Annotated in this window: 18 protein-coding genes and 2 tRNA genes; 9 read left to right on the top strand and 11 right to left on the bottom strand. The window is 41.6% G+C overall.

What is annotated here, in order from left to right:
- Positions 1-62 precede the first annotated feature (62 nt).
- Positions 63-3266, bottom strand: a complete 3204-nt coding sequence (locus tag ABTV71_RS28090; protein WP_433901811.1) for a S41 family peptidase — start codon at positions 3264-3266, stop codon at positions 63-65.
- A gap of 496 nt (positions 3267-3762) precedes the next feature.
- On the opposite strand from ABTV71_RS28090, the gene ABTV71_RS28095 reads away from it, so the two are divergent.
- Entirely contained in the window at positions 3763-4953 is a 1191-nt protein-coding gene (locus ABTV71_RS28095; protein WP_121125434.1) for an MFS transporter, read from the top strand.
- Between the two features lie 126 nt (positions 4954-5079).
- Here ABTV71_RS28095 and ABTV71_RS28100 read toward each other — a convergent pair.
- Together ABTV71_RS28100 and ABTV71_RS28105 are read right to left on the bottom strand one after the other, a co-directional pair.
- Positions 5080-5151: transfer RNA gene (locus ABTV71_RS28100), tRNA-Arg, on the bottom strand.
- Between the two features lie 385 nt (positions 5152-5536).
- A tRNA-Tyr gene (locus ABTV71_RS28105) sits at positions 5537-5617 on the bottom strand.
- 287 nt (positions 5618-5904) lie between these two features.
- Here ABTV71_RS28105 and ABTV71_RS28110 point away from each other — a divergent pair.
- From ABTV71_RS28110 to ABTV71_RS28135, 6 genes are all read left to right on the top strand, one after another.
- Positions 5905-6537 (top strand): peroxiredoxin, encoded by a 633-nt coding sequence (locus ABTV71_RS28110; RefSeq protein ID WP_077436921.1) that lies wholly within the window; start codon positions 5905-5907, stop codon positions 6535-6537.
- An 85-nt stretch (positions 6538-6622) separates the two neighbouring features.
- A complete protein-coding gene (locus ABTV71_RS28115) occupies positions 6623-6937 on the top strand; it encodes a thioredoxin family protein (RefSeq protein WP_121125432.1) in 315 nt (104 codons plus the stop codon).
- Positions 6918-7172, top strand: coding sequence for a DUF6952 family protein (locus ABTV71_RS28120; protein ID WP_077436919.1), 255 nt, complete (start codon positions 6918-6920; stop codon positions 7170-7172). Before ABTV71_RS28115 ends, ABTV71_RS28120 begins: the two co-directional genes overlap by 20 nt.
- Positions 7173-7564: 392 nt before the next feature.
- Positions 7565-10018 (top strand): PIG-L family deacetylase, encoded by a 2454-nt coding sequence (locus tag ABTV71_RS28125; RefSeq protein WP_433901812.1) that lies wholly within the window; start codon positions 7565-7567, stop codon positions 10016-10018.
- A 9-nt stretch (positions 10019-10027) separates the two neighbouring features.
- Positions 10028-10237, top strand: coding sequence for a hypothetical protein (locus ABTV71_RS28130; protein ID WP_077436917.1), 210 nt, complete (start codon positions 10028-10030; stop codon positions 10235-10237).
- Positions 10238-10334: 97 nt separating this feature from the next.
- Positions 10335-12050 (top strand): sodium:solute symporter, encoded by a 1716-nt coding sequence (locus tag ABTV71_RS28135; RefSeq protein ID WP_433901813.1) that lies wholly within the window; start codon positions 10335-10337, stop codon positions 12048-12050.
- Between the two features lie 135 nt (positions 12051-12185).
- Here the strand turns inward: ABTV71_RS28135 and ABTV71_RS28140 are convergent, their stop codons facing one another.
- The 8 genes from ABTV71_RS28140 to ABTV71_RS28175 all read right to left on the bottom strand — a co-directional run bounded on the left by ABTV71_RS28140 (position 12186) and on the right by ABTV71_RS28175 (position 18279).
- Positions 12186-13055 carry an N-acetylmuramoyl-L-alanine amidase gene (locus ABTV71_RS28140; RefSeq protein WP_433901814.1) on the bottom strand — a complete coding sequence of 290 codons (870 nt, stop codon included), beginning with the start codon at positions 13053-13055 and terminating at the stop codon, positions 12186-12188.
- On the bottom strand, positions 13055-14092 hold the full coding sequence (locus tag ABTV71_RS28145) for a DUF3078 domain-containing protein (protein ID WP_433901815.1): 1038 nt from the start codon (positions 14090-14092) through the stop codon (positions 13055-13057). Before ABTV71_RS28145 ends, ABTV71_RS28140 begins: the two co-directional genes overlap by 1 nt.
- A gap of 23 nt (positions 14093-14115) precedes the next feature.
- Positions 14116-14877 carry a hypothetical protein gene (locus ABTV71_RS28150; protein WP_433901816.1) on the bottom strand — a complete coding sequence of 254 codons (762 nt, stop codon included), beginning with the start codon at positions 14875-14877 and terminating at the stop codon, positions 14116-14118.
- Between the two features lie 61 nt (positions 14878-14938).
- Positions 14939-15772, bottom strand: coding sequence for a glucosaminidase domain-containing protein (locus ABTV71_RS28155; RefSeq protein WP_433901817.1), 834 nt, complete (start codon positions 15770-15772; stop codon positions 14939-14941).
- Between the two features lie 15 nt (positions 15773-15787).
- Positions 15788-16309, bottom strand: coding sequence for a glucosaminidase domain-containing protein (locus tag ABTV71_RS28160; protein ID WP_121125425.1), 522 nt, complete (start codon positions 16307-16309; stop codon positions 15788-15790).
- Positions 16310-16331: 22 nt separating this feature from the next.
- Positions 16332-16967 (bottom strand): O-methyltransferase, encoded by a 636-nt coding sequence (locus ABTV71_RS28165; RefSeq protein ID WP_121125469.1) that lies wholly within the window; start codon positions 16965-16967, stop codon positions 16332-16334.
- 241 nt (positions 16968-17208) lie between these two features.
- A complete protein-coding gene (gene folE / locus ABTV71_RS28170) occupies positions 17209-17838 on the bottom strand; it encodes a GTP cyclohydrolase I FolE (RefSeq protein ID WP_121125424.1) in 630 nt (209 codons plus the stop codon).
- A gap of 27 nt (positions 17839-17865) precedes the next feature.
- Positions 17866-18279 (bottom strand): 6-pyruvoyl trahydropterin synthase family protein, encoded by a 414-nt coding sequence (locus ABTV71_RS28175; protein WP_104384781.1) that lies wholly within the window; start codon positions 18277-18279, stop codon positions 17866-17868.
- Between the two features lie 173 nt (positions 18280-18452).
- Here ABTV71_RS28175 and mqnB point away from each other — a divergent pair, with 173 nt between their 5' ends.
- On the top strand, positions 18453-19094 hold the full coding sequence (gene mqnB / locus ABTV71_RS28180) for a futalosine hydrolase (RefSeq protein ID WP_433901818.1): 642 nt from the start codon (positions 18453-18455) through the stop codon (positions 19092-19094).
- Positions 19095-19217: 123 nt separating this feature from the next.
- Positions 19218-20204, top strand: coding sequence for a pyruvate dehydrogenase complex E1 component subunit beta (locus ABTV71_RS28185; RefSeq protein WP_104384779.1), 987 nt, complete (start codon positions 19218-19220; stop codon positions 20202-20204).
- Positions 20205-20270: the final 66 nt, after the last annotated feature.

Genomic DNA, 20270 nt, shown 5'->3' on the forward strand with positions numbered 1-20270 from the left:
TAATCTTGCTATAGCCGGAGGGGATTCCCCTCCAGCTTCCAGCCTTGTATTGTTGTGCAGTATTACTTGAGATCGGCTAAGATTTCTTTCACTGCCCGCTCCAGCTGCGGATCTTTATTTTCCATACGGTCCTGAACTGTATTTTTCACAAAAATATCAGGTGCGACACCTGTCTGCTCCAGATCCTGACCATCCAGCGTATAGCAACCCCAGGAAGGTAGGCGGTAGAACGACCCGTCCACCAGTCCCTTACCTGAGGTAAAGATGATCCAGCGGTAAGTTTCATTACCAATGATTTTACCCAGTTTCAATGCTTTGAATCCAGCTGCGGTCATCTCTGCGTCACTCAGAGACTGTTCATTGATCAACAGCACGATCGGCTTGGCAGCGGGTGCAAAATTACTCTGTGGCGCTCGTTTTCCACCACGATACTGCCATTGTAGATAGGGCCGCTGCGACAAAAAGCGTAAGACCTCATCGTGTACATTTCCTCCGGTATTATACCGCAGGTCTAAGATGATGCCCTGCTTGTTATTTTCCTGCTCAGCCATATCGATAAGAAAACGCTGTAATTCTCCGCCCGACATATTCTTCATATGTGAATAAGCAATCTTATTGTCACTAAGTCTGTCTACACGGCTGCGGTTATCCTTGATCCATTCATCGTAAATCAATTCCCTAAAAGCTGTACTCGAAACCGGCCGCACATTGGTATGGACCTCTTTGCCATTACGGCTTAATGTCAGTTGCACTTCCTCTTCCAATGATGGTCCTGTAAAATAACTGTCCCGATCTGCCGTAGTATTCAATTTAACACCATTGACCGCGACCAGCACATCACCCGCTTTAATATCCACCTCTTTCTTTGCTGCAGGTCCGTTGCCTACGATCCGGCTGATCTTATACGGGTTTTCGCTATCATATTCCACTCCGATTTCGTTGGTCACGAAGCCAAAAGGCTTCCGTTCTTCGGCCCCCGTGGAACTAAAGCCCAAGTGTGATGAGTTGAGCTCGCCCAGCATATCGTTCAGGAGAATACGCAGATCATTGCGGTCGTTAATGCCGGGCAGATATTTTTCGTATTTCTTTTTGGTTGCCGTCCAGTCTACCCCATGAAAATTACTGTCATAAAAGTTCTCTTCCAGATTGGCCCAAGTCTCATAAAACATCTGGTTAAACTCTTTCTCCAGATCTCGGTTGAATTTAAAGCTCATGGTTATCGCATCGAGCTTGTTTCCCTCCAGACTGTATTTCTGGATGGTGCCCCTGTTCAGCACAAAGTATTTACCTGCCGATTCCTGTACCTGTCCCATGCCACCTTCGATGACCTTTTCAGTTTTGGGCGCCGTGAATGGTTCATATACGGTACGGTAAGCACTGAATTTACCCTCATGGTCAGACGAATAGAACACATAGGTCTTATCTGCCTTTTGGATCACCAAAGGGTTGTACTGTGTCCCGGACGCAGGACTGACCTGTTCGATACGATCACGCAAGCCCTCAAGATCAAGCTGTACCAAGACCGTTTTCTTCGATTCTGAACCGGGAGCTGCCGGCCTATTCTTATCTGCATTTGACTTACTCTTATCCTTAGCGTCGTTTTCTTTTTTAGGCGCTTTCGGCTTATTTGCGACCGAATCTTTTTTTACTGCGGGCTGGGCAAATAATTCGTCAAACTTGGCACTGCGATACGGTTGGTCAAAATTGGTCAGTGCCATACGGAAGATGCTCGAATTTTGCATTCCTGTAGGGTATGAGGGTTTCGTTCTGTTGCTCGCAAAATAAATATACTTCCCATCCGGAGACCAATAAGGGCTGGTTTCGGAGACACCGGTATTGGTTAGGTTGGTCGTTTGTCCGCTCTTGAGGTTATGGACAAAGATATCCTGCTCAAAATTACGCATTGCCGTAAATAACAGATAATTGCCGTCGGGCGAAAATGAGGGGGAAGAATTCTGGAAGCCCCAGATTTCGTCTTTAACCACGGTCTGGCTTTTGAGACTCCCTAGATCCAATGTTCGTACCTCATCGCGGCCGCTTAGGTATACTGCTTTCGTTCGGTCGGCGTTAAAGCTAATGTCGCGGTTGTTTCGAAGGTCTTCGGTCAGCTGCTTCACCTCACTTTTTCCATCCGCCGTACGTGAAAACCAGTTTTGATATCCCCGGTATGTTTGACTATAAAGCAGGGTTTTACTGTCCTTAAGCCATTTGACTTCCATGACACGCTCGCCTGAGCCCGGCATCTGACGCACAAACTTGCCTTCGCTATCGGAAACAAATAGCTCTCCTCTGGATACAAAGGCTATTTTTTTGCCATCGGGCGAAACATCAAAATTGCTGATATTGCCCGAAATATTGAATTCCTTCAGCTTTCCAAGTACTTGATTACGGTTTAAAGCGATATTGGGCTGTACCGTTTTTTTTCCGGCGACATCATAAATATAGAGTTGATACCCCTTTTCAAATGCAATTTTATCGCCATTTGCTGACACAAACGGTCTTTTAATGGATTCTGTAAAGCTTGTCAGTGCTGATTTGGTCGTACCGCTGAGCTGATACAGGTTGTATTCGCCGTTGTTTTCATCCGAAACATAGTAGATGTTTCCCTTTTGATCTGCCGTTGGCCAAAGATCTTTTCCAACATAGTCTGTATATTGCTGAAAGGCTTTTGTTTTGGGGTTATAGGAACGGATATCGGGGTTGAATGCTCCTTTATATCGCTTGCGGTTTGCCGAACTATATCCTTCCCAGCTATCGTTAAATAGGAGCTCTCCTGAAGGTGTAGGAACGATACCGCTGATATAGTTGAAAAAATGTGGAAATAGGCGGGTTGCCGTCCCCCCGTCCAATGAGACTTGGTAGCCTCCCATGCGATTATAACGTGTCGAAGTAAAATAGAGTGATTTACTGTCCCAGCTCCAGCTGTCCACCTCATCGGAGGCATCATGTGCGGTCAGCTGACGGATATCCCCACCGGCCAAAGGCATGACATACACATCCATATTCCCATTTTGATTGGCCGAGAATGCTAACCATTTACCGTCCGGAGAGATTCGGGGGTTGATTTCGTTGCCCTCCATACCCGTAAGCCGGACAGCAACCCCTCCCTGGCTCGCTACTTTCCAAAGATCTCCTTCATAGCTGAATACCATCTCCTTCCCATCGGGTGTCAATGTTGGATGAGACAAAAATGTCGGTTGCTGCGCAACGACATAAGCAGATCCGCCGTAGGCCAGAACTGCACTCAAAAGCAGTTTTTTTATCATTTATCTAGGAGGCTAATAATTGTTTGCCTTTAACAAAAATAGAATACGAAATCGAAAAACTACTGACGTATTGCGAATTTTACATTTTGATTGTATTTTAACCTGACATAAGTAGGTCTTGTTTGGACAACTTCGTATATTTAAAGTAAAAAAGGCAGGTAAATTCTACATATGCCGTCTTGATCAAGTAGAAGTAGGGGCAAGTTTGGTTCTGGAAAATGTATCAATCTGATAATAAAGCGTTTAACATAACAAAATTTACACAAATGCATAAAAGAAGATAATTATCGCAACCTTAGCTGTTATAAAGCAAAATTAAAGAAGATAATTATCACTTATTTTAGATATAATTTTCAACAATCTTTATTATCATTTTCTACTCTTGCCAAGCCTTAGCGATTATGTTCCTTCGGGACTGAGTGATTAAATTTCTTTATTGATGCTGTCGTAAAATGAAATACTTATCCGTAACTTTGCACCCTCAAAATCAGGAACTATGGACACTACGCTAACTCTCTCAGAAGAAGATCTTTATAATAAACGTAATCGCATTCGGATTGCAGTATCTCTTTTCTTTTTTTGTCAGGGTATTGCTTTCGCCTCCTGGGCTAGCCGTATTCCGGTCATCAAGGAGCGTCTTCATCTGAGCGAAGGGCAGCTGGGAACCATTTTATTGATGCTTCCCATAGGACAGCTGGTCACAATGGCTCTTTCGGGTAAATTGGTCACCAGATATGGTAGCGCCAAAGTGCTGCGTATCGTACCGATTGCATATGCATTGGTCCTATGCTCCATCGCCTTTGCTCAAAATGCCTGGCAACTGGGAGCTATTCTCTTTCTTTTTGGCGTAACGGGAAATATGTGTAATATCTCCGTCAATACGCAAGGGGTAGCTACCGAACAGATCTATAAAAAGTCCATTATGACATCTTTCCATGGCGCATGGAGCATCGCCGGCTTTACAGGCGCTTTGGTCGGGCTGCTCACCATGAACCTTGGTCTGGATACCTTATCACATTTTTTGATCATATTGGCCTTGGTCATCGGCAATACATTCATCAATCAACGCTATCTGGTTCCTGGAAAATCACCACAGAAAGAACGGCGAAGTTTTTTTTCCAGACCTGAGGGCAGTCTTTTACAACTGGGCATCATCGGTTTTTTCAGCATGGCAACCGAGGGCGCCATGTTTGACTGGAGCGGGGTATACTTTAAGGAAATCGTTCATGCGCCCGAAAAGCTCGTTGTCGTGGGCTATGCTTCTTTTATGATCATGATGGCGACGGGCCGTTTTGTGGGCGACGCCGTGATCCGTAAGCTGGGACGCAAAAGAACCTTACAATATAGCGGACTCCTGATGTTCGTAGGTATGATGACCTCGGTCATTTTTCCTCAATTTATTATATGCACGCTTGCTTTTATGCTCGTGGGTATCGGTGTCGCCTGTAATGTACCGTCTATCTATAGCATCGCCGGTCAAAATAAAAATGTGCCATCAGGCGTGGCCTTGGCCATGGTTTCCAGCATTAGCTATCTCGGGTTTTTAATGGGTCCTCCACTGATCGGCTATATTGCAGAAGCATTTAGTTTGCGCTATTCCTATGGTGTTTTCGCCTGCTTCGGCCTACTCATGTTTGGCATGGTCGGAAGGCTATCCCTATTTAAAGAGACGCCGTCCAACACCTAATTCAACTACATTAGGGAATACAAATAGCGAAGATGATTATCCATTAAAATAAAACAGGAGAAATTACTTTCATCGTATTTCTCCTGCAATTGAAAAGCGAAATTGCTGACATCACTTCTCCTTATGTAGCCCCGAGCAGAATCGAACTGCTATCAAATGTTTAGGAAACATCTATTCTATCCGTTGAACTACGGGGCCGTTTCAAAAGCCAAACTTAGGTTTATTTTATAAATAAGTCAATAGTAAGTTGAAAATCCATACTATATTTTTTTCCGGACGCTGTGATCAGAAGCAAAATGCAATTCGGTGAGGATTGCCGCCAATAATCTCAACTGCCACCGCACGCTGTTATAAACCCGATAATACATACAATGGCAGTTCCAGCTATACCTTAATAGATTCACCGAATTTTTAAAAGGCAGTACTTAATACACTTACAATATGCTTTATAAGGGCAACAGCAGTAGACTCCCATCAATGGAGTTATATAATTTAAAAATCCATCTTTAAATGGTGCCGTTGGTCCAATATGCTCATCTATTTTGGCGGGGAAATTTAAGTCAATTTTATAAAGGAAAAAATGTGGAGGGAGAAGGATTCGAACCTTCGAAGCCGAAGCAACGGATTTACAGTCCGTCCCATTTGACCGCTCTGGAACCCCTCCAGCATTGCCCTATTTTGAAATAGAACGTCGCAAAAGTAGTTTTTGCACATCAATTGTGCAACTATTTTGACGCATTAATCTGTAACTACCCCAGTATGAATTGTTTTATTTTTTCAAGAAATCCCCGTTCGGGCCGTCTCCCTTCAAACGCACTATATTAATATAATAAAAACTTATTGTTATATTCCAGTCATAATAGATTTTGATGATAGTGTATTGGTAAAATCAATTCGCTTTTTGAACCGGGTTACCTTATCTTTGTGTCAACAAAAAAAGAAAGATATATTATGAGTTTCACAGGTAAAAGTTTTCCAAGCATTACAGTAGATGCGATTGATTATTTAGGCGACAATTTGCAGATCAACATTTTTGAAAAAGCAGTTAAAGAAGGTAAAAAAGTACTTTTGTTCTGGTATCCAAAAGATTTCACTTTTGTATGTCCTACAGAATTACACGCGTTCCAAGAGGCTGCTGCTGAATTCGAAAAACGCAATACAATTTTAATCGGTGCTTCTTGCGACACAAACGAAGTTCACTTTGCTTGGTTAAACACTGCAAAAGATAATGGTGGTATCGAAGGTGTTGAATATCCTATTTTAGCTGATACGAACCGCAACTTATCTAGCGTATTGGGTATCCTGGACGTTCAGGAAGTTGAGCATCCTGAGTACGGTACATTAGCACAGGGATCTGCTGTTACTTACAGAGCTACTTATTTGATCGACGAAACTGGCCGTGTATTCCACGAGTCTGTAAACGACATGCCTTTGGGCCGTAACGTAAAAGAATATTTACGTTTGATCGACGCTTATGCTCACGTGCAAAAATTTGGCGAAGTGTGTCCTGCAAACTGGGAAGAAGGTAAAGATGCAATGAATGCAGACAGAAAAGGTGTAGCTGACTATTTAGCTAAACACTAACAATAAAGGACCTCAGGTCTTATCAACAGGGGCCTTTATCCCGGCTCCTGTTGATTTCTCCATCAATCACCTTAATAATAAAATCATGTTACAAGAATTAGAAAGCGATAATTTACAAGAAATTGTAAACAATAACGATATTGTGATGGTTCAGTATGCTGCTACATGGTGTGGTAACTGCAAAATCATGAAACCAAAATTCAAGAAATTGTCCGGCGAAAACGAGAGTGTTCCTTTTATCATCGCTGATGCGGAGAAATTTCCTGAATCACGCAAATTGGCAAACGTCAATAATCTGCCTACATTTGCTGCATTTAAAAATGGTAAATTGGTAAATCAAGTACAAACAAATAAGTTGGACGCATTAGTAGAATTATTCAATGAAGCTGCCGGTAATTAAACATCTTACAGAATTCATCGAACAAAATGATGTTGACTATGTCCTGGAGACCATCGAGACACTGGAAGCTCTTACAGAGGCTCCATTGAAAGATGAGGAACTCGACGTGATCGGTGAATTAATTTCTAACCTATACGGTGCCGTGGAGGTTGATAAATTGATAAAAGAAGGCAATTCGAAGAAAGATGCCTTAAATATGTTCATGAAACGTGTTCTAGGAGCAATAGACAAATAATTTTGCTTGACTTAACACACTGAAGTGAAACTTTCTTTTCATATTTTTAGTTGCTCAAAAGCTAAATTGTTGACAAAATTTAGCAATGTGGAAAACTAATTGAAGGAATCTGACAGAACTAAATATTTTCTACATATATTTACTATGTTAAAGGTTGCCACTTGGAGCGAAGCGACAAAATAACTATTCTCTAAAAATTCGTTTCAGGAAAAAATATTTTAATTGTTAAACGGAAATTTCAACTTGGTTGGAATTTCCGTTTTTTAGTTTTGGACGAATTTTAAGCTAACCTTCTTATTTCCTCAGCTTTTCACCTTCTTTAAATCAAATAATATACATTAATATTACAATGCGTAACGATGCTGTTTTGGATGAAATCTTTATCTTTAGGCATGCGAAAACCCTTTCTTTCTGTCATTATTCTATTGGCCAGCATGCTGTCAAAGTCAACTGTACAAGCACAAAATCCCCAGTGGAATGCCGCCGAGATTAAGCTCAACCTGGAAAAATTGAATGTTTTAGGCTCCGTTCTGTACTTTGCAGCACATCCGGATGACGAAAATACCCGTCTGATCGCCTGGCTGGCCCAGGAGAAAAAATATAGAACGGGTTATTTATCCCTGACCCGTGGTGACGGAGGGCAGAATCTTATCGGCACCGAACAAGGTGTTGAATTGGGACTGATCCGCACGCAGGAGCTTCTTGCTGCGAGAAAGATCGACAAAGGGGAACAATTTTTCTCCTCAGCTTACGATTTCGGCTTTTCAAAGACTCCTGAGGAAACATTTGACTTTTGGGACAAACAACGGGTGCTCGCCGAAGCAGTATGGTTAATCCGCAAATTTAGACCTGATGTGATCATAACGAGATTTCCACCCGATGCCAGGGGTGGCCATGGCCATCATCAGGCCTCCGCAATGCTCGCACACGAAGCATTCAAAGCCGCCGCTGACCCCAAGCAGTTTACGGAACAGCTTCAATATGTAAAGCCATGGCAGGCGAAACGCCTTCTCTGGAATACCTTTAACTTTGGCGGACAGGACAATACGCGTGAAGATCAGCTCAAAGTGGACATCGGCAACTACAATGCGCTGATAGGTGCCTCATACGGTGAAATTGCCGCACATAGCCGCTCTTCCCATAAAAGCCAGGGTTTCGGATCTGCCGCCCAACGCGGCTCTTCCATTGAATATTTTGAATATGTCGACGGCGCACCCGCAACAGCTTCTCCGTTGGAAGGAATAGATACTTCCTGGAAAAGAATACCAAATAGCGGAACAGTACAATCACTGATCACAAAAGTCAATCAAAACTATCAGATCGACAAACCGGAATCGGTCTTACCAGAACTGCTGCAGCTCTATAAAGCCCTCAATCAGATCGAGGATGATTACTGGCGGGATCAAAAGAAAAAAGAAGTCGAAAAACTGATCCTTGCCTGCGGCGGGATCTGGCTTGAAAGTATCGCAAAAAACCCGGATTATGCTGTAGGTGATCAGATCAATGTCGACAACGCCCTTATTGTGAGACGTCCGGATGCTACCGTACAGCTGGTGAAGCTCAATGGCAAAGAGATCCATAAAAATCTGGTCAGCAACCTTCTTTTAAAAGATACTATTGCGGTAAATGCGACAAACTCCACACAACCTTATTGGCTGAATGAGCCCCATGCCAAAGGGAAGTTTAATGTCAGGGACTTCAGCCTCACCGGTTACCCCGAAAACCCCGATCATCCAAAAGTACGCTTTGAATTAATGATCAACGGTACCACCGTCACATTTGACCAGAATATACAATATAAGTATACGGACCCTGTCCGTGGTGAAATCTATAATCCGGTCGTCATTCTGCCACAGCTCACAGCAAAGAGTTCGAGCCCACTGGCTCTGACCCAAAATGCCCGATCTGTCAAAGTAAATATTTCATTCCAAAAAAATGGACAGGCACCCGCACAATCATTTCGCATAACGCCAATTAGCATAAAAGGCTGGGAAATAAATCCGCCTTCATTTGACCTCCAGTTTAACCCGGACGTTAACAGCCTATTAAAAGAAATCACAATAAGCCCTTTGAATTCGGCTATTTCATCCATTGATACGCTACTCTTCCAAGTTGATCAAAAAGATCGACTAAAAGAGATAAAAACCATAGGCTATAACCATATTCCGGAGATCGTTTATTTTCCTGATGTTGCTATAAAAATGAGCAATATAAATCTCAGCAATGAAGTCAAAAGAATAGCCTACATCCATGGCGCGGGAGACCTTATTCCCGAGTCGCTCAGTGCTATTGGCATCAAAGTGGATGTATTAACAGGTGAGCAGCTCTTAAAAGGAGATCTATCAGGCTACGATGCGGTCATCCTGGGTGTCAGGATATTCAATGTCAATAAAGATATCGCACAGATTCAGAAAACACTGCTGGACTATGTCAGTAGTGGCGGCACTGTTCTCGAGCAATATAATGTAAGTAACGGATTGGTTTCCAAAAATTTGGGCCCCTACGCTTTTGGCCTTGGGAGGAACCGGGTTACCGATGAACTTGCCACGGTTCATTTTGACGAAAAAGATCCGGTTTTCAATTATCCCAATAAAATTACAAAAGCAGACTTTGATAATTGGGTGCAGGAGAGAGGTCTGTATTTCGCCGAAAATATCGACAAGAGATACCGTACACCGATCAGTATGCAGGATCCGGGCGAGCAACTGCACAAAGGATCTCTTTTGATTGCTAACTATGGGAAAGGGAAATTTGTCTATACATCACTATCTTTTTTTAGACAATTGCCTGCGGGAATTCCCGGAGCTTACAGATTATTTGTAAATTTGTTATCAAAATCAAAATAGAATATCATAATGGAAAATCAGATTGACAACAACTGTACAACAATAGATGCAGGAAAGGCTAAAGGAATTATCCTTTTAGTTGCTGTAGTATTTGGTGCATTAATTGGCTTCACTGCAAATGAGACATTTTTAAGTATCATTGGTGGTGCTGTTATCGGATTGATTATCGCTGCATTTTTTAACAGTGTGATCTATCCTCAAAAGGCCTCAGATAGATAAAAAACAAGATGAATAGCTGGAAACGTTACTATTGGATAGTCGTTATCTGGCTATTTATATTTATCCTTTTTCTGTACTTTTTTACGAATCATTATTCATGAGTACGGTAGATTGGATTGTTCTATTGCTAACACTTTTGTCGATTGTCGTCTATGGCATCTATAAAAGTAGAGGGATCAAAAATATTGATGGTTATCTTCTGGGCAATCGTTCATTGCCCTGGTACCATGTCGGGCTTTCGGTAATGGCCACTCAGGCGAGTGCCATTACTTTTCTGTCGGCTCCGGGATTAGCCTACTCCTCGGGAATGAGTTTTGTACAGTTTTATTTTGGCCTCCCCTTGGCCATGATTGTACTCTGTATCACTTTTATTCCGATATTTCACAGACTTAAAGTCTTCACGGCTTATGAATTCCTGGAGAAAAGATTCGATGTCAAAACCCGAGGGCTCACGGCATTGCTGTTTTTAATCCAGCGTGGTATTTCAACGGGTATCACCATTTTTGCCCCTTCGTTGATCATTTCGGCCATTCTGCATATCGACCTGACACTAACAACGCTGATTATCGGAAGTTTTGTAGTTATCTACACCACCTACGGAGGCACAAAAGCCGTATCCCATACACAGTTGCTCCAGATGAGCATTATCTTTGGATCACTACTTATCGCAGGTATGCTCGTCATCCATTTGCTCCCGGAGGATATCGGTCTTTCCAAAGCGCTTCATATAGCCGGTAAATCGGGTAAAACCAATGCACTGGACTTTACTTTTGACTTGAATAACAACTATACGCTGTGGACGGGGCTGATCGGAGGTTTTTTCCTGCAGCTTTCTTATTTCGGAACTGACCAGAGCCAAGTAGGCCGTTATCTCACCGGTTCATCCATAAAAGAGAGTAGAATGGGACTAATTATGAACGGGCTTTTGAAAATCCCCATGCAATTTGCCATCCTGCTGATCGGTGTCCTGGTATTTACGTACTATCAATACCATCAACCACCGATTTTCTTTAACCAGGTCGAAGTACAGAAGTTGAAAGAAAGTCAATATGCTGCGTCCTATCAAGAGCTTGAACAAAAACATACACAGCTATTCCAACAGCGTGAATCGCTCGTCAATGGCCTAAGTACCGCACTGGATCAGGAAGATCGGGATGGCATCGAGGCCTCACGCTCGGCATTACAACAACTGAATGCACAGATGCAGCAAGTGAAAGACAGTACACTGACACTAATCAAGAAAAACAATCCGGCAGCCGAAACAAACGATAATAATTATGTATTCCTTTCGTTTGTAACCAAAGCATTCCCGAAAGGCCTGATCGGTTTACTGATCGCCGTTATTTTTCTGGCATCCATGGGTTCCACGGCCAGTGCCATTAATTCCCTGGCCTCAACCACAACCATAGATATCTACAAACGTTTTATAAACCGCAACGCAACCGAAAAGCAGGATCTCTTCTGGTCACGTATATTTACCTTGATCTGGGGTATTTTTACCGTCGTTATCGCACTTTATGCAAACAGACTGGGCAATCTTTTGGAAGCGGTAAATATCCTAGGTTCTTTATTCTACGGCACGATCCTCGGTATATTTATCGTCGCTTTCTATCTACACAAAATTCAGGGGAAAGCCGTTTTTATCGCTGCGGTCCTCTCTGAAATCATGGTCATTGGCATCTGGTATCTCGATAAGATTCCTTTTCTATGGCTAAATCTCATTGGTTGTGTGGCGGTAATGATAATCGGGTATCTTATACAGCTTTCGCTCGGAAATAATACTGCGGCATCAAACAGGAGCAGTAATCCATAAAAATAATCCATAAAAATAGGGTAGCGGTAGATGGCCCGTAAACAGAAAATCTGATTACGAATCGGAGTTTTATTTGAAGAGGGGATTTTAATCGTCTTATTTGGCATCACGGCTCATGATTCGCTTTTAGAAAGCCTATTCGTATTTTTTATAAATATTGTAAAGTACGCTCTTATCATACACCGTCAGCTCGGGTGTTGTGTCGCGCACGATAAATTTCCGCTTAAATGCGACGATCGCTGCCTTTAGGTTAGAGGTGTCATACCCGATGATTTTAAGCGCATCTCTGGCATTAAAACTATCAGGAGGGGTAATTAGTTGGCCTTCATCATACCAGATACCAAATCCTCTTTCCGCAAGCTTCTTCCAAGGGAAGAACACACTGGGGTCATTCTTGCGCGACGGAGCGATATCTGCGTGACCGATAAAATTATTGTCAGGGATCAGATAGCGTGATTTTAAAGTATCCAAAACCGTCATCAGTGAATTGATCTGGGCATCTGGAAAAGGCTCCCTGCCATTATTGTCCAATTCTATTCCGATAGAGCAGGAATTCATGTCCACAATGGATCCCCACTTTGCAACACCAGCATGCCACGAACGGACATAGTCATTCAGCATCTGGATAATCTCACCGTTGCGGCCGATCACATAATGTGAACTCACCTTGGTCCGTGGAATCTGGAATGTCTTGATGGTCTGAGCGACGCTATCTTGTGCCGTATGATGGATGATCACAAAGTTTGGCTTGCGAACATCATAGTGAATAGCTTCTGCTTGACGCCATTCGGGGTGAACCCCGGTTTTCTGCAGGAAGATTACCTTTCTCTCCTGAGGTGTCAATTGATTCGTATCGGGCTTGGCAACAACCTTTTCTTCCAATACAACTGCAGGCGCAAAAGAAGCGACCAATGGTCTGGACACAGCGGCATGTCCCTTGGACTTACAGCTCGCCAAGGACATCAACACAGCAAGTATGATCCCAATTGACACTGGTCTAAACATTATTTTGGTAAACTATAGACAATTCCCATGGCCAACGACTGGCTTAACTGAACTTTTGAAATAACATCCGGATCATAGATCATAATGCCGTTTAAATTGACGTTGATCACCCGGGTCACTTTTGCTGTTACGGTAACATCCAAACGATGGGTCGGATCCGAAATCTTCTCATAGTCAGCGAATAGATTGTAACGTGCCTTCACATTCAATTTATCCGTAAAGTTCTTGTCCAGGTTGCCCGTAAGCTGAAAAGCGAGTGCATTCGCAAAAGTACGGTCTTCTTTCACCCCAAATCGTTCCCCTGTTCCTACCGTAGGGTTGTTAGGGTCTCTATAATAACCGTATTTCTGAAAAAAGCCTTCTCCCGAACGAGGTTTTACACGCTCATCCAAAATAAAGGTCTGCCGTGCGGTACCCGTACCAAAACGCAACGAAAACTCATTGCTCGGCTTATATTCAAGACCGAATGATTCCGTTAGATAGGCGGGCGCCATAAAGGCATTTTCAATGTAATCAATGGTGTCCTTACCATTCACCGTTTTATATTTATAACCCGCATCGAATTGTGACTCGAAGGTAACAGATGTAAACAGGGCCCAGTTTGCCGATAATTTATAAGATAACTTGTTATCCCAAAATATCCGGTCATTATTCTTTTTGGCGATATTATTCGTATTCTTGATCTTACCGTAACGAAGGTCTACTTCGGTCACAAAATTAAAGTTGTCCCGCGTATAGTCTGATTTATGATTGGCGTTGAGGCCAACAGCGATGGAACCGACACCACCACCTTTCCAGTTATCATTAAAGGACGCCTGGTTTAAATTGATACCAAACTTGGTCCAATGCTTCCAGTAATCTACTTCAAGATTGAGCTTGGGTACTACCGGACGAATAGTTTTGATATTTAAAGGTTGCTCTTTTTGTACAGAAATTATGGTATCTGGTTTTGCTCTAAGATCCTTCAGATCCTGTGCCCTTATGCTCGTAAAAGAAAGGCAAAGCATAGCCATGCCCACAACATTGAATAATTTCATTCTGAAAACGTCTATTTTTTTGTTTACGGTACTAATTTATAATTAATTGTTGGAAAAGGCTCTATAAAATATTGCGAAGGGTTCAATCGGTAGCGTGAATAGCAGTCTTTGATGTAATTTGTTACTTCGTAATCGCTTGCTGCCAGAATGAAAAAATAGGACGGTCTAAATATTCGCCTAAATTTTTCGGCTTCCTCAAAACTGAGTCCTGTCACTTTACTGATGAGTTCCTTCGTAAATTTATAATCAATCACATTCTCCTTATAATCGTTTTCAATGGTTTTAGTCAGCCTACGCGCTCTCTTAGCCTCTTTGCTAAATAAACTGTAAATGGAATTTATACTCAGTCCTGCTCCGGTAGGGCCAACGGAAAAAACATCACCATATCCAGCCAGCCGATAGGCTTTGTTATAATCTTCTTTTGCTTTTTTCAGAATTTCCTCAGGACTCTTTCGTGCGGACACCTGAACTTCATCAATATAAATGGATTCACGCAATAAATGAAACAATAGCAATCCCTTATTATCAACAGATAGGGTATCTGAAAAATAGCCTTTGCTCATCGCGACAACCTGATCACCTATCCGGGCAGAAAAGTCAAATTCGCCTTTGATATTATTATAGATTACTTCACCTGTACGGAGGTTCGCAAGTCTCACATTTCCGATACGTTGTTTGGTGTTTTTGTCAAATACGATACCTTCAACTCTTTTTTCCTGACAAAAAAGTAGCGGGATACAGCCAAGTATGGCCGAAAATAGAAAAATATATCGTAATAGCTTCACTTTCGTAAAACTACTATATCGCCATACAAAACTGAAATATTTAACATCTTTTAAAGCGTAACTATTTAGATATAACCAATAGCTGTCCTAAGGACAATGCTTCATCTGTTAGGTCATTTAATGATTTGATCTGTTCGACAGAGACATTATAGCGTTTGCTCAGCGAATAAAGGGTATCTTGTGCTTTTACCTCGTGAATACGCATTGCCACGGGGCTTTTGATTTCTTCGGTCTTGACGACAGCAGGAGGAGCCTCCTGAACATGCTGAACGATTTCCTCTTTCACAGTCTCTTCACGTACCACTTTCTCCTTCGGCGTTTCTTTACGGTCATATTGGTCGAGCTGATACCGTTCGATCATTTCTATCAATAAATCCGGATAACGGGGGTTGGTTGCGTATCCTGCGGCTTTAAGCCCTTTGGCCCAGCCTTTGTAATCGTTCTTATCTAATTTAAACAATGCGGAATATCGGGGACGCAACAGGAATTCGGAATGATCCCTAAACGATTGTTCGGGGTTTTCATATACGCGAAAACAATCGTTGATATTATCGTCAGGGCGAGTTACAGACTTACCTTTCCATACGCCTCCGCACTTTATGCCAAAATGATTATTTGCTTCACGCGCTAGATAACTATTGCCATTACCTGACTCTAAAAGCGCCTGAGCAAGTTTTATACTGGCCGGAATACCATACTTGTTCATTTCCGCAATTGCGATATCTTTATAATGCGCAATGTAGTCATTTCCAGCCATGGAGGGCCGACCTGTAGAAGAAGATGAAGAAGTTTTTGAATTGGAACCGGATTTAGCTGATGATAATGTGCCTCTCCGGCTTGAACAGGATGTAATCAACATCATGAATACAAACATGCCATAAAAAAACTTCTTCATGCAGTAATGTCGTGCTTATTTTTTTGTTGACGAGAATTTATTTTGCTTAGAATCGTTATCAAACATATCAAGGTGATACCGTTTTATGGTAGCGATTACTTTTGCTGTCCAACCTTTACTCGTGGAGTATCCCGAACGAGCTATCGCCTTGACCCAAGCTTCATATTTTTCTCCCGGATGTTTTTCAAAAAGGCTTTGGGTAGTCTTTTTTCTTTTTACTATCCCTACAAAGTCATCGTACGAGTCCAATACAGACCGATAACCTTTGTAAGCTGACCGAATAACGGTACTGTTGTTTTTTCCTTTGACACCAAAATGGTTGTTCAAATTCTTTGCTACCCTGCTACCACCATTTCCACTTTCATGCATGGCGATGGCTAAGATAACCGATGCCGGAACTCCATGTTCCTCCATCATTTCTTTTGCAATTGGACTGTACTTATCGACATATGCCGCACTTTGAGCTGAAACCTTTGATATTCCAAAAGTTGCTAAAGCCAGTAACAGTACAAAGCTTTTTAATTGTTTTAAATTCATGAAGAATGTTTTAGTTCACAAATTACTTCTTGCGCAACGCAAAAAGTCCGTCTCGAATCGGTAATATTACCTTCTCTACGCGCTTGTCCTGAGCTAAACGTGCATTCAAATCAATGATCTGCTTTGTTTGGTTGTCTGGTTTTGAATCTAACACCTTACCTTTCCATAAGACGTTGTCAATCAAAATGAGTCCCCCAGACGGGACTTGATTTATTATCGTTTCGAAATAATATAAATTTCTCTTTTTATCAGCGTCAATAAATACCAGATCAAATGTTTCATTCAATGTGGGTATGATCTCCGCTGCGTCACCAATATGGTACTTGATTTTATCCGCAAATTCAGATGCATCAAAATACCCTTGGACTCTTTCCTGTTGCTCTTCATTGATATCAATGGTATGTAAAATCCCATTTTGCTGAAGACCTTCTGCGAGACATAATGTGGCATATCCCGTAAAAGTTCCGATCTCCAAAATGCGTTTCGGAGCAACCAATTTACTCAATAAAGAAAGAACTCTTCCCTGGTAATGACCAGATAACATATGGGGCATTGTCTCCTTCAAATATGTCTCCCGATTTACCCTTTTCAGTAACGAATTTTCTTCGTCTGTAGTATGTTCCAAATAGGACTCTAAATCGTTGGCAACAATTTCCATAACCACAAAGGTACCAAAAAACATTTTTATGATAAAAATATTTTTTTATAAAAAACTGATAAACAGAACGATATAATTATCGGTTTGTAAAGAGATTTTTGAGCGACTTGCCCTAAAAGCCCAAAAACGCACTATCCCCATTTTTTGATTTTTGCATTTATTTCCCGAATTCATCAAAAAATAAGCCCTCTTGAAGACGTGCTTCGAGAGGGCTTATTTTTATTATTTAGCGATAAAAATACTAAGCAAGATCGGCCGTGATCAGGCGTAAAAACTCGGATCGGGTTACGTCATTTTGAAATGCGCCTGTAAATGCGGAGGTCGTTGTAACGGAGTTCTGCTTTTGTACCCCACGCATCGCCATACACATGTGCTTGCACTCCATCACCACAGCGACTCCACGGGCGCCCAAGGTTTCCTGGATACAATCTCTGATCTCATTGGTAAGGCGTTCCTGTACCTGCAGACGACGGGCAAAGATATCCACGACACGAGGAATTTTACTCAAGCCTACAATATGTCCATTTGGAATATAGGCGATGTGTGCCTTGCCAAAGAAAGGTAACATATGATGCTCACACAAGGAGTATACTTCAATATCCTTTACAACCACCATCTGGCTATAATCTTCCTCAAACATGGCTCCTTTAAGCACTTCTGCAGCATCAATATCATATCCATGCGTTAAAAATTGCAGGGCTTTAGCGACACGCTCAGGAGTCTTTACCAGACCTTCACGCTTGGGATCTTCGCCCAAACATTCCAATATATCTGTATAATGAGAAGCGATGCGATCTACTTTTTCAGTATTGTATTTGTCGATCTTAATATATCCATCCAACTCTTCGCTGTCAAATGAGTGTTGACTCATAGTTTCTCTATTTAAATGTATTAAAGATTAATCGCCAAAATATTCGACGTAGTTATTTTCGGTTTCATGCAAACGTACACTATGCAATGCAACTCCTTCTTCCTCAAAAAGCGGTTTGAGGATTTTGAATATCTCAATAGCGATATTTTCTGTAGAAGCCATGACGTCTTTCATAAAATCAACATCCAAATTGAAATTACGATGATCCACTTTGTCAATAATGCTGCGGTTGATAATTTCTTTCATGATCTTTAAATCGATCAAAAAACCAGTTTCGGGATTTACTTCCCCCTTGACCGTGACAAAAAGGTCATAATTGTGCCCATGCCAATTTGGATTAGAACAAAGCCCAAACACCTGTTCGTTTTGTTCATTGCTCCAATCTTCACGATACAGCTTATGTGCTGCACAAAAACGTTCACGACGAGTTATAAATATCATAATAATACAAAGATACGGCTTTAAGGCCAATTTTAACATTTCTATTTTAGGAATGCCGTCAGAATATGGTAATATAATTAAGGGAGAAAGATCATCCGCTGATTTTTACTTTAAAGTACCCGAGACCTGCTCGATAATTCGTAATTTTCGCACACTATAAAAGGAAGTTCATCATGAAAATATTAATTGTTTCCGCCACGCAGTTCGAAATTCAGCCTTTTTTGGAGGTTGCCGCAAATTACCCCGCCTGTGACACAATAATCACAGGCGTAGGAATGGTGGCAACAGCATTTGAATTAGGAAGGGTGTTGCACGAGAATAAATATGATCTCCTTATCAATATAGGTATTGCGGGCTGCTTTGACCGCAATCTGAAAATAGGAGCGGTTGTACAGGTCGTCTCAGAATCGTTGGTCGAATTGGGGGCGGAGGATGACCAACAATTCATTCCGATCGAACAATTGGGTTATGGAAAATCCAAATTTCAATCGTCTTTGCTTCATGGCGAAAATATAGTGCTTCCGTTTTTACCCCAAGGACAAGGCATCACAGTGAATAAGGTACACGGGAATGCAAATACTATTGAAAAACTTAAACAGCTCCACCCTGACAGCTGTATCGAGAGCATGGAAGGCGCTGCAGTTTTCTTTGCGGCGGATAAAATGGATCTTCCGGTGATCGAGCTTCGTGGTATCTCCAATTATGTCGAAAAAAGAAACCGTGCCACGTGGAACATTCCGCTGGCAATAATGAATAGTAATAAAGCACTTATACAAACATTGGATTTCCTGCCGGACTTATTTTCCAAAATTTAATACAAAAGTCATTTACTTATTAAAAAATGACATAAAACTATACAATTAGGCTGGTCAAATCTTCAAAATATCAATTTTAAATAGTAGATTTGTAATCTAAAAATTGACACTATTTTACAACTGATGAGAGAAATACAATTCAGAGAAGCACTTCGTGAAGCAATGAACGAAGAAATGCGTAAAGACGACAAAATATTTTTATTAGGTGAAGAAGTTGCTGAGTATAACGGTGCTTATAAAGTAAGCCAAGGTATGCTTGATGAATTCGGTGCAAAACGTATCATTGATACACCTATTGCTGAACTTGGTTTTGCTGGTATCGCTGTTGGTGCAGCAATGAACGGTCTAAAACCGATCGTTGAGTTCATGACATTTAACTTTTCACTTGTTGCGATTGACCAAGTTATCAATGCTGCTGCAAAAATCCACTCCATGAGCGGTGGACAATTTTCTATTCCTATAGTATTCCGTGGCCCGACAGGAAATGCAGGTCAGCTAGCAGCACAACACTCTCAAAACTTTGAAAACTGGTTTGCAAATACACCGGGTTTAAAAGTGGTTGTTCCTTCAAATCCTTACGAAGCTAAAGGTTTATTGAAATCTGCCATTATTGACCCAGATCCAGTTATTTTCATGGAATCCGAGGTTATGTACGGTGATAAAGGTGAAGTGCCTGAAGAAGAATACTACCTCGAAATCGGAAAAGCAAATATCATTCAGGAAGGTACTGATGTTACTGTTGTTTCTTTCGGTAAAATGCTTCCTCGTGTTGTAATTCCTGCTGTTGAAGAATTGAAGAAAGAAGGTATTAGTGTAGAATTGATCGATTTGCGTTCTGTGCGCCCAATTGATTACCCTACACTTATCGAATCTGTTAAGAAAACAAACCGTCTGGTTATCGTAGAAGAAGCTTGGCCTTTGGCATCAATCTCTACGGATTTGGCATTTAATGTGCAACGCAATGCGTTTGATTATTTGGATGCTCCTGTTATCCGTGTGAACTGTGCTGACGTACCTCTTCCTTATGCACCAACCTTGATCGAAGCTGCTTTACCGAGTGTAGAGAAAGTGGTCAAAGCCGTGAAAGAAGTATCTTATATCAAAAAGTAATTCAGTTACTTTTCGAAGCAAATAAAAAAAACCCTTTTACATCAGTAAAAGGGTTTTTTTTATATA

Origin of the sequence: Sphingobacterium puteale (assembly GCF_050986225.1) — a bacterium.
Lineage (GTDB): Bacteria > Bacteroidota > Bacteroidia > Sphingobacteriales > Sphingobacteriaceae > Sphingobacterium > Sphingobacterium puteale.